Annotated in this window: 6 protein-coding genes; 3 read left to right on the forward strand and 3 right to left on the reverse strand. The window is 65.4% G+C overall.

All coding sequences use genetic code 11. The features are described from left to right. Positions 1–8: 8 nt before the first annotated feature. Complete coding sequence (locus tag ACLMAJ_RS37440; RefSeq protein WP_412018657.1) at positions 9–1,256, reverse strand: hypothetical protein; 1,248 nt, start codon at positions 1,254–1,256, stop codon at positions 9–11. 68 nt (positions 1,257–1,324) lie between these two features. Beyond that, positions 1,325–1,855 carry an ROK family protein gene (locus tag ACLMAJ_RS37445; protein WP_412018658.1) on the reverse strand — a complete coding sequence of 177 codons (531 nt, stop codon included), beginning with the start codon at positions 1,853–1,855 and terminating at the stop codon, positions 1,325–1,327. Between the two features lie 405 nt (positions 1,856–2,260). Between ACLMAJ_RS37445 and ACLMAJ_RS37450 the strand changes: the two genes are divergently transcribed. After that, positions 2,261–2,659 (forward strand): DUF5360 family protein, encoded by a 399-nt coding sequence (locus ACLMAJ_RS37450; protein WP_412018659.1) that lies wholly within the window; start codon positions 2,261–2,263, stop codon positions 2,657–2,659. 86 nt (positions 2,660–2,745) lie between these two features. Next, positions 2,746–3,090, forward strand: coding sequence for a hypothetical protein (locus ACLMAJ_RS37455; RefSeq protein ID WP_412018660.1), 345 nt, complete (start codon positions 2,746–2,748; stop codon positions 3,088–3,090). Between the two features lie 146 nt (positions 3,091–3,236). Here the strand turns inward: ACLMAJ_RS37455 and ACLMAJ_RS37460 are convergent, their stop codons facing one another. After that, on the reverse strand, positions 3,237–4,148 hold the full coding sequence (locus ACLMAJ_RS37460; protein WP_412018661.1) for a cutinase family protein: 912 nt from the start codon (positions 4,146–4,148) through the stop codon (positions 3,237–3,239). Between the two features lie 1,295 nt (positions 4,149–5,443). On the opposite strand from ACLMAJ_RS37460, the gene ACLMAJ_RS38100 reads away from it, so the two are divergent. Then, entirely contained in the window at positions 5,444–11,665 is a 6,222-nt protein-coding gene (locus ACLMAJ_RS38100) for a type I polyketide synthase (protein WP_479725049.1), read from the forward strand. Positions 11,666–11,706: the final 41 nt, after the last annotated feature.

The following is an 11,706-nucleotide window of genomic DNA, read 5'->3' on the forward strand; positions in this document are numbered from 1 at the left end:
CGAACGGTTCAGCCGGTGATCATGATGATGTCGGCTCCGCTGAACAGCAAGTCGGAGGGGCGTGCCCGAGGCGGCTGCCGCGCCGGTACCAGACGTGCGGCCGGTGCGAGAGCGCGCAATTCCCGTAGGAACACCTCGACTGCGAGCAGTGCCAATTGCTTACCAGGGCAGACGTGTTTACCGAATCCGAAGGTCAGCGGAAGTTTGCCCGCGCCGTGCAGATCCAAGGGGTTCGGGAATGCCCGCGGATCCCGGTTGGCGGCGGCGCACATCACCAGGACCGGCCCGGCCGCGAGTACGGTGCCGCTGTGCAGCGTCCGCGGGCGGACGACGTGTCGCTTCCAAGCCACCAGGCCAGGGTCGAGCTGAAGTATCTTCGTCGCGATATGTGTGGCCGACGCCTGGTCGGCGAGAAGGTGCCACCACTGCCGGTCCGGGTCGCTCAGCAGGCGTTGCAGGCCCTGCTGAATACTGCCACTGACGGTATGCACGCCCGCGGCCAGCGAGTTCGCCACCGCGGACACGGCAACTCGACGGGGGATGCGGGCAGCGCGCAGACGGCCTGGCAATCCATCCGGCCGACCCTGTCCCCCGGATGCGATGGCCTCGGCGCTCACCGTGAACAGCCGCCCGAGGCCGCCGACCGCCTCGGCCAATTCGCGGCCGCGCATCCGCCGACCCAGCAGTCCGGACTGGGCACCGCTCCATGCGGCCACCTGCGGCCAGTCCGCGGGCGGCAAGCCGACCGCTGCGCCGACGATCCTGGCCGCGTAATCGATGGACAGGGACCTCACGTCGAGGGTGTGGTCGTCACTCGTGTCGCGTTCGGTGCGCAGCGCGTGGTGGAAATGCTCGGTCAGATCCTCGATCCGTCGCGGGCGTTGTGCTGTCGGCACTGTGAAGTGTCCCGCCGGGCCGGCCATCGTGTCCCACACTCGTTTGTGCAGGACGTCGTCGGTCAGATCCGCGGTCGCCTTCGCAGGCAGCGGGACCAGATGCCGGCAGAGATGGCCGACCGCGCGGGGATTGGCCGCGATGCGCCCGAAACCGACGAGCGGCTCCAGCGATTTCGCGTTCGAGATGTCGGGGTGAGCCGCTTCCATCAATTCCCGCACGTCGTCGTAGCGCCAGACCATCCGCAGGCCGCTGTTGTGCCGATAGGTGGGTTCGGGCCAGTCGTGCAGCTGCCGATATCGCTCGTCGCGTTCGGCGAACGACAGCTGATTGGGGGTCAGCTCGTCGAAAGGGAATTTCATTGTCAGATTATAGGTTTCGTTGAGGTTGGCGGCCAGGTGCAGCACGCCTGCTGACAGGTGGACAGATCTCACCGTGGCCGGTAGCGACCACACAGTGACCGACCGACCGGGCGATAGTCGACTCGGTTGTGGAAGTGCCCGGTGAGCTGTCCGGCTCCGAAACCGGGTGGTGTGTCACGGGCCATCCGCTCCGCTGCGAGCAGGGCGAGGATGCCGGCTCCGGCCAGTATGGCTTCCGAGTGGTGAACTCCGCCGAGGTTTCGTTCGGTGAGGGTCACGCACAGGCCATCGGTCGCCATCTCAACGGCCGCGACCGGAAACAACCTCCGAACCGCTGCCACGATCCCGAATCCCCTGTGCCACTGTGGGATCAGTGCCGGTGTGATCATTCCGGCCATCTTGTCGATCGGACCGGGGCAGGCAATACCGACCGCGGTGATCTCGTCGTCTCCGGCGACATCGAGCAGCAGATCCCGGCAGCTGTCCCACACCGCATCCGCCGGTATCGGGATTCGCTGAATATCCCGCGTGCCTACGCCACTGTCCACCCGGCTCGCGGCGAATTCCGTAGGACCGATATCCAATGCCAGAACGGTCATGAATCAGCCACCACAATGCCTTCCGCCCTGGTTGTGCACCGTGGGTGACCGACTGGCATGATTGCTCATGAGACCTCCAAGGTTGGTCGACCAGTTGTGACCGCGCGGCGTCGTATGCCTGCCCGATCAGTGTCGGCCACCGGAGCCGCTGCTCCTGCCGACTACACATTCCGTGCCGATGAACACAGATTCGCTGCCCCGCAACGGAAAATCGGCGAGCTCCGGCCCGGATTGTCAGCTGACAAAACAGCAGCCCGGCCGTTACAAGCATCAGCGCCGCGGTCGCGTGATGCACACCGAAGGCGATCCTCTTTCTGGAGCAGCGGCGGGCAGGTGCGTCCATGTCGACCGCCGCGCTCGCAGTAAGTGGCCCACTTGTGGATTCGTCAGAGGAGAATCAACGGCATGACCAGCGGGAGACTTGCGCGTATCAAGACGATCATGTTGTGGACCGACCTGGGCTTCCTCGCCTACTGGGCCGCGACTGTGCTCGGTGTGGTCAGCGTCGGCACCGACCCAATTCTGCGGCAATGGAACTGGTCGTTCCTCGGGCTGGACCTGGCAGCGATCGGTATCGGCCTCGGCAGCCTGCTGCTGGCCCGTCGGCGTCCCGCCTCCGGCGAACGGCTGATGCTCGTTGCGCTCACCGCAACCGCGGCCGCGGGTGTGATGGCACTGAATTTCTACCTGGTCCGCTGCGAATTCGATCCTGCCTGGTGGATTCCCAACGGCTGGCTGGTGCTGTTCCCCGCGGTCGCTGTCACCGCCATGCTTGTCTCTACTCCGCCATCGGCAACGCGTTGAATCGCGCGGTATCCAACTGACCATCGCTTTCGGGCACTATCGTGTGCTCACTGTTATTGATCGGAATGGTTTTGAGGAGAACCGATATGGGACGTGTTTTCCCTCGTACGCTGACCGCAGCGGTGTGTTCGGGAGTGGGCGCTATCTGTGTGGCCGCGCTCGCGCCGACCGCCGCGGCAGCTCCCTCGATCTACGAACCGAGCATCACTGCGTGTAGTCACCAGTTCACGACCCCGCTCGAACCCGGCCGTCCGGGTGCGAGCACCTATTGGAGCCCGTTCGGCACCGCCGACATCGTCTGCTACGACGTCGGTTGGCTGCCGGTGAGCTACTACCAGCGCGACCCAGCGGGACAGTGGCACGCGATGAACCAACTGATCCCGGGCAACTTCTTCATCAACATCGTCGGCTACAACCGCCTGCCGGCATAGCGGCGAACACGACGCGTACCGAGGACGACAGCATGCGTGTCGAGAAGCGCGATACACCAACGAGATCGGGCACATTGCAGGTCCTGTGGTCGCAGTGGGTCGCCCGTGCGGCTGCTCCCGGCGAGATCACCGATCCTGAGTAGCGATCAGTTCCTCGCCGCGTCGATCAGTTGCCGGCGCAGCCAGGTCAGCGGCGTGGCACCGTCGGGGCCGATCGAGTACTGGGGGTAGCTCTGGTGGATCCCGGACTTCAGAAAATCATCGATCTGTTGCTTGCGTTCTTCGTACGCGGAGTTGTTGAGCTGGTCGCTCAGCAGCCCGAGACCACCTGCGGCCAGGGCGTCGGCGATGAGGTTGTTTGCCTGCTGCTGATATGAACCGAGTTGGCTGGGGTCGGGGTTGGAGATCTGGGCGAAGAATCCGGCGATGCGACCGGCGAAGTCGCCGTCGGGGATCGCGCAGTACAGATCGCCTGCGGCGCAGAAGGTGTATGTCTTCGCGCCGAGCCAGCCGAAACCGCCGAGGCGCGGCCCACCGGCGCCTGCGCCGACGACGGGCGGGCCGATCAGGTTGTCGGTGGGGGAGCGGCGCGGGTCGGAGATCAGCCCGACCAATTCCACGCGATTCGGCGATACCACACCGAGCCCGGTGCCGATCTCGGCCGCGAGATCACCGGCGGCGTCCGCGCCCTGGCTGTAGCCCACCAGCGCGAATCGTGTGGCACCGCAGCGCTGGGCCATCGCGCTGACCAGGCCACGGGCATTGTCGAGGGCTTCTCGCTTGGAGCGACCGTACACCTCGCCTTCCCATGGGAAGGCGGTCGCAGTGTAGGCGACGTAGTCGGTTCGGACGTCTCCCGGCAAGTTGTCGGAGACTGCGGCGAGCATGCCCTGGCCCGGATCGGATTTCGACGTTTCCCAGGTGCCGGGAACCGCCACGACATACATACCGGGGCACTGCTCCGGGGCAGCTTGTGCGGTCGAGGACACGCCGATCGGAAGGACGGCGGCCACCATTAACGCCGCGCATGTGGCGGTGTTCTTCCATCGAGAAGGCATCGTCAACTCCGAGGTATTCACGGCCGAGCGCAGTCCGGTCGGCGGGGGCTACTCCGCGAGTGTAAATGGCATGTCCGGATAGCGCTGGGGTAGCAGCTCGGGGGTGTCGGCCTGATGGTCGCCGACTCCGGCCACCGGACAACCGCACAACCGAAGTGAGCGGACCCGGGATTCGTCGTCGGACAGGGTCTCGCCGCCTCCCCGAGGCTGGGAAGCGAGTGCAACGCGGCCCTGCTCGCGAGGTCTGTAGGTTGTAGCCGGACTCGAGATTTTCGTGTGCTCGGTGCCCGACGTCAGGCCGACCGAGGAAGTGCCTATGTCGACTCACCCGCTGCCTCATCTGTCGAGGCCGAGTGTCCCAGTGACCGTCCCAGTCACTGGGATGTTTCGCCGCGAACATTCGGCGAACCCCTTCTTCGCCGTGTGTGCGGACCTGATCGAAACCCAACTCGGCGGGTCGTGTGACATCTGCGGCCGAGAAATGAGACTGCGCAACGCAATTCATGGTCGATGTGGATCCTTCCTGCGTTGGCGACCTGCCCCGTTGCCGCCTCGGCGTAATTCGGGTGGCCGTCATCCCCGGAGTGGCCGACCTCCGCCGGGATCAACGAGCCGCCGAAAGATGTGCCGCTATAGGCCGGGCCATCGGTTGCGAGGAACCGACTCGGCTGGCAAGCTAACTCCCAGCAGGCAACTGGACGCATGTCCGGTGGTTCGCTTGGCGGAGAGAGATTTTGAATGAGCACTGATTTCGTCGTCTTGACTGGCGAAGTGCCGACTGCTGGTGTCGAGTCGGGTAGTACCGATGACGTTGTCGGTATGCCTTGCACCACGGTGGAAGGAACGTTCGCATGCACTACATACCAGTAGCCATCGAACAACGTGTTCCTGCCGATCCGCACTTTCGAACTGCTACTGGTCGCGGACTGCACGCACCGGTCGCGATCGAGCCGATTCGCATATCGAATCCTCTCCGAGTCGGCGATGTACGCCCTCGAAGGATCGAACCGGCAACGCCGCCGTGCGGCCGGAAGTTGTTGCGATCGCTGGAGATTCGCATCCCTGAGTTAATCGGATTGCCGACTGCGGCCGAGAGTGCGCGAGAATTCCGCGCGCCCGCGATCGCCGGGCAGGCGAGACATCGCGCAGCCGATCGGCGTCCTTTCGCCGACTCGGCGAGCCGCCGTCACGTTACCGACACCTGACCGAACGAAAGCGATAGCTCGGTGGGCCTGCGTCGTTGCTTGCGCCATTCGGGCGATTTTGGCAACTCGAAATACATCTGGATGTGAGACATGGATACAAGCACTGGCGATTCGTCCGAACGCATGATGATGTACCTGAAGACGGTCACGGTTGAGCTGATGACGACCCGCGACGAGCTGACGCAGCTGCGGGAGCAGATCGCCGAGCCGATCGCGATCGTGGGGATGAGCTGTCGGTATCCAGGTGGTGTCGAGTCGCCGGAACAGTTGTGGGATTTGGTGGCGTCCGGCACGGACGCGATTACGCCCTTCCCCACGGACCGGGGCTGGGACCTGAAGCGGCTGTTCCACCTGGACCCGGACAAGCCCGGGACCACGTATGTCAGCGAGGGTGGATTTCTGACCGAAGCCGGCGCGTTCGATGCGGGCTTCTTCGGTATCGGTCCGCGCGAGGCGTCGGCGATGGATCCGCAGCAGCGGCTGGTGCTGGAGGCAGCGTGGGAGGCGTTGGAGGACGCGGGGCTCGATCCGACGTCGCTGCGCGGCAGTGATACCGGTGTATACGTCGGTGCGGGACAGTCCGGATATGTCGAGCGGGTGGTCGGCGAACACGAGGGTTTCCGGCTGACCGGGAATGCCGACAGTGTGATCTCCGGCCGAGTGTCCTATGTACTCGGATTGCAGGGTCCGGCCATGACGGTGGATACAGCGTGCTCATCGTCGCTGGTAGCGCTGCACTTGGCGTGTCAGGCGTTGCGCAGGGGAGAGGTGTCGCTGGCGCTGACCGGTGGTGTCACCGTCGGAGGGACGCCGGAGCTGTATGTGGACTTCGCGCGTCAGCGGGGGATGGCCGCCGATGGACGGTGCAAGTCGTTCGCCGAAGCTGCGGACGGTGTCGGGTGGTCGGAGGGCGTCGGTGTGCTTGTCGTCGAGCGGCTGTCGGACGCGCAGCGGTTGGGACACGACATCCTTGCTGTTGTCCGGGGTTCGGCGGTGAATCAGGACGGCGCGTCGAATGGCCTTTCCTCGCCGAATGGTCCGTCGCAGGAGCGGGTGATCGCGGCGGCGTTGGCGGCCGCGGGACTCGAGCCGGCCGATGTGGACGCGGTGGAGGCGCATGGGACGGGGACACCGTTGGGCGATCCGATCGAGGCGCAAGCGCTGCTCTCCGCGTATGGGCAGGGTCGGTCGGCCCCGTTGCGAATCGGGTCGTTGAAGTCGAACGTCGGGCATACGGTCGCGGCTTCGGGTGTGGGTGGCGTGATCAAGATGGTGCAGGCGTTACGGCATGGAATGTTGCCGAAGACGTTGCATGTGGACGCGCCGTCATCGCATGTGGATTGGTCGGCCGGTGATGTTCGGGTGTTGGTCGAGCCGCAGCCGTGGCCGGCAGCCGCTGATCGGGTGCGGCGCGCGGGGGTGTCGTCGTTCGGGATCAGTGGCACGAACGCGCACGTCATCATCGAAGAAGCGCCCGGGCCCGCCGAACCGGCTGTCGAGGAGACCGTGGCGGGCGTTGCTGTCCCGGAAGCCCCTGTGCCACTGCTGGTATCGGCGAAGTCGAGCGATGCGCTCCTGGCCCAGGCGAATCGTCTGCGGCAATGGCTGGTCGAGCATCCGGCTGACGATCTGTGGAGCGTGGCATCGTCACTGATCGACACTAGGTCGCAGTGGAACTGGCGTGGCGCGGTCGTGGGTTGTGATCGGGAGCAGTTGCTGGCGGGTTTGGCGGATCTTGCCTCGGGTGTGTCCGCGGGCAGCGTGGTTCACGGAAAAACCGGATCGGGGAGTACGGCATTTCTCTTCACCGGTCAGGGTGCGCAGCGGGTGGGGATGGGCTCGGGCCTGTACCGCACGTTCCCGGTCTTCGCGGCGGCGTTGGATGAGGTGTGTGCGGAGTTCGATGCACTGCTCGAGTGGGTCCACCCGTCGGCCGGCGACCGACCGTCGCCTATCTCCCCGCCGTCGTTGAAGGACCTGATGTTCGCCGAAGATTCAGCGGCACTACTGAATCGGACCGAGTTCACCCAGCCGGCGTTGTTCGCCTACGAGGTCGCGCTGTTCCGGCTCGTCGAATCGTTCGGGATCACCCCCGACGTGCTGGCGGGGCATTCGATCGGGGAGCTCACCGCCGCGTATGTCGCCGGGGTGTGGTCGCTCGCCGATGCGTGTGCGCTGGTGGCGGCGCGTGGGCGGCTCATGGGTGCCCTACCGTCGGACGGGGCGATGCTCGCGGCGGCGATCACCGAAGCGCGGGCGATCGAGGTGCTGGCCGCCGACCGGGATCGGGTGTCGATCGCGGCGGTGAACGGTCCGGAGTCGGTGGTGTTTTCCGGCGTAACGGACGCGGTCGATGCGCTGGAGAAGTTGCTGGTCGCTGACGGCGTCAGGGTCTCCCGATTGCGGGTCAGCCATGCGTTTCATTCGGTGTTGATGGAGCCGATGCTCGCCGAGTTCCGCTCTGTCGCAAAAGGTTTGGCCTATCAATCGCCGTCGATCCCGATCGTGTCGAACACTTCCGGCCAGGTCATCGGTATGGAGGTGACCGATCCCGACTACTGGGTGGACCAGGTACGGGGATGCGTGCGGTTCGCGTCGGGTGTGGACGCGCTCGTCGAGTCGGGGGTCCGGCGTTTTCTGGAGCTGGGTCCGGACGCCGTGCTGGCTGCGATGACGCGGGAGTGCCTGACCGGTCATCCAGAAGTGGAAGCCGGGTCAATGGTGGCGGCCGCGGCGCGTCGGTCGACCGACGAGGCTACCCAATTTGTGACGTTCCTCGTCCAGGCTCATGTCGCGGGCGTCCGCGTCGCGTTGCGCCCGTTGTTCGCGGATCGGGTAACGCGGCGTGTTCCGCTCCCGACCTATGCGTTCCAGCATCAGCGGTACTGGTTGGAGCCGGGGCCGGTCGCCACGCAGTTGTCGGGTCATCTGCTGACCAGTGCGATGCCAGTGGTGGGACGGGACGAGTGGCTGTTCACGGGACAGATTTCGGCGCGGACACAGCCATGGCTGGTCGATCACGCCGTTTTCGGGTCGGTATTGGTTCCTGGCACCGGGTTCGTGGAGTTGGCGTTGTACGCCGGCGACCAGGTGGGCGTGGACGTAGTCGAAGAACTGGTGCTCGAGTCGCCGTTATTGCTCGGTGACGCGGCTGTCGATATTCAACTCGTCGTGGAGCCCGCCGACGGCGCGGGACGTCGGCGATTCGTGGTGCACTCCCGGATCGCGTCCGACGAGTATGCCGACGAGACGGGATGGGTGACGCATGCGGTGGGGGTGCTGGTCCCCGCCGGAGTTGGTGCAGCGGTCAGCGACACGGTCTGGGATGGGCGGGTATGGCCGCCGTCCGGGGCCGAACCGGTGGACACCGTGCAGTTGTACGAGCGGTTGGCGGATGTGGGTTTCGGATACGGCCCGGCCTTCCAGGGAGTCCGCGCGGCTTGGACATCCGATACCGATGTGTACGTGGAACTTTCGCTGCCCGACGATGTCGACGCGCGGCGGTACCGGATTCATCCCGCGCTGTTGGACTCCGCCTTTCACCCGGCGCTGGATCGGGTCTCCGAAACCGAGGCCGGACAGGTGCCATTGCCGTTCTCATTTGCCGGAGTGCGAGTGCACCAGAGTGCGGCTACCGAGCTCCGGGTGCGCGTCAGCGTCGCTGGTACGAACACCCTCCGCGTCGATGCCGTAAACCCCTATGGGGAACCCGTTGTCACGGTGGCCGCCGTTCTCGCCCGTCCGGTCGACACCCGCACCCTGCACCGCGCCAGCGCCACGTCCAACCCGCTCTACACCCTGGGCTGGACATCGATGCAGGCCCCGGGTGTCGTGCCGCAACGCACAGTTTCGGCGCTGGGTTCGGTAACGGTGCCTGGTTTTGCCGATGTGTTCCCGGATCTCGAAGCCCTGTTCGCTGCGTCGCCAACCCCCGATATCGCGGTGTGGCACGTGGACGAGGTACCGGTCAACGGGGATATGGCCCAAGTCGCCCGGCTGCGCGTCGATGCGGCGCTGACCGCAGTGCGGGACTGGACGGCAGACGAACGAACCGAGAAGTCCACGCTGGTCGTGGTAACCCGGAATGCCGCCGAAATACCAGGGGAGTCGTGCGATCCGGCGGCGGCGGCCGTATCCGGTTTGATCGCGTGCGCGCAATCGGAATATCCCGGGAGGATCATCCAGATCGACCGTGACGAGGCGACCGAGTTGACCTCCGACGCGGTGGCCCGAGCTGTGGGGCTCGGTGAGCCGCAGGTCGCATTGCGTGGCCGAGAGGTACTGGTGCCCAGGCTGGTACGGGCCGGTGCATCGGGCGCGGAACCGGTGTCGTTCGGCACTGGAACGGTCCTGATCACCGGTGGTACCGGCGGACTCGGCGCGTTGGTGGCGCGGCATCTGGTTGCCGCGCACGGTGTCCGGCGGCTGCTGCTGGTCTCTCGGCGCGGACCAGCCGCGCAGGGCGCGGCCGAACTCGTCACTGAACTCACAGCGCAGGGCGCGGAGGTTCGGGTCACCGCCTGCGATGTCGCTGACCGCCGGGCGCTCGGTGAGTTGCTGCGGACCATTCCGGCCGAACACCCGTTGACTGCCGTGGTGCACAGCGCGGGCGTGATCGACGACGGCACGATCGAGACATTGACCACCGAACAGGTGAACCGGGTCATGCGGCCGAAAACCGATGCGGCACTGAATCTGCACGAGCTCACCCTGGAGTGCGATCTTTCGGCATTCGTCATGTTCTCCTCCGCCGCGCCATTGCTCGGTGGGCAGGGCCAGGGCAACTACGCGGCCGCGAACCGTTTTCTCGACGCACTCGCTCACCATCGTCGGGAATCCGGCCTGCCCGCGCATTCCCTGGCGTGGGGTCTGTGGACCCTCGGCATGGCGAGCGCGCTCGCTCAGGAAGGTGCGCAGCACACGGTTCGCCAGATCCGTACCCGGCTCGGGCTGGTGCCGATCACCCCGGAGCCGGGATTGGAGCTGTTCGACAAGGGTTTGGCGACCAACCATTCACTTGTGCTGACCGCGTTGCTCGATATGGACGCACTCACCGCGCTGTCACGCTCCGGAGTACTGCCATCGATGCTTCGCGATATCGTGCGCGCGCCGGCCGCTGTGCAGTCGAACAACGAGCGCGGCTCGCTCGCACGACATCTGGCGACACTGCCGGAGTCCGAACACTACGACGTCATTCTGCACCGGGTCCGGTCCGTCGCCGCCGTTGTCCTCGGGCATGCTTCGGCCGAAACCGTAGTCGCCGACGCACTTTTCGCCGAGCTCGGGTTCGACTCACTGGGCGGGGTGGAGTTCCGTAACCGGCTCGCCGTGATCACCGGCCTGGCATTGCCGTCGACCCTGGCGTTCGATTATCCGAACGCCGCTGCTGTCGCGCAGCTGTTGCAGTCGCAACTGAGCATCGCCGGCGGGGCCACCGACGCGGCGCCGCCCGCCGCATCGGGACCGCGCGGCAGCATCACAGAATTGGTCCTGGCGGCGCATCGGCGCGGTGATGTGAAGGCGACGCTGCCGCTGTTGATCGAAAGCGCCAAACTGAGCACCGCTTTCGAGGAGCATGCCGATCCGGAAGGTTCCTCGAAACCCATGCTGTTGGCGCGTGGTGGTGCTGGACCCACACTGATCTGCGTCCCATCCTTCTTGATCGGCAACGGGCCACATCAGTTCGGCCGATTGGCGCGCGAACTCGGTGACGACTTCGGCGTATCAGCATTGTGGTTGCCCGGGACGCGAGCGGGCCAACCGCTGCCGGCTACTTGGAATGCCTTGCTCGACCATCTCGCCGACATCACCCTCGACACCATCGGTGCAGATACGTTCGCGCTGGTCGGCTACTCGATCGGCGGAGCGGTCGCGCATGCGCTCGCCGGGCGACTCGCGGAACGCGGTAGGGGCCCGCTTGGTGTCGCGATGCTCGACACCTATTCGCCCTATGACGACGACGGTAACCGCGCTGTTTTCGCGAGTGCGATGAGATTGGTGCTCGACAGTGGTCACGAATTGATCTCCATAGACGACCGTGCCCTGGTAGTGATGGCCAACTACCTGCGGATCTACGGCGAACGCCCAGCCAGGGAGATAGCCGCTCCCACCTTGGTGCTCCGAGCTACAACCACAATGCCGGGCCTCGACTTGGCCGAGCCGATCCCGGCTTGGCAGCATCACGGCGACACAATCGAGATATCCGCCGATCATGTCTCCCTGATCGACGAGGCGGCACCGGCCGTGGCGGCACAGATTCGGCAGTGGCTCGGCACCATTGCGAGTGAGTCGGGTAAAGGTGAATCGCGATGATGATCCGCGACGAACAGCTGGACAATCCGACCGGAGCATTT

This window comes from Nocardia arseniciresistens, assembly GCF_046764875.1.
GTDB lineage: Bacteria > Actinomycetota > Actinomycetes > Mycobacteriales > Mycobacteriaceae > Nocardia > Nocardia arseniciresistens.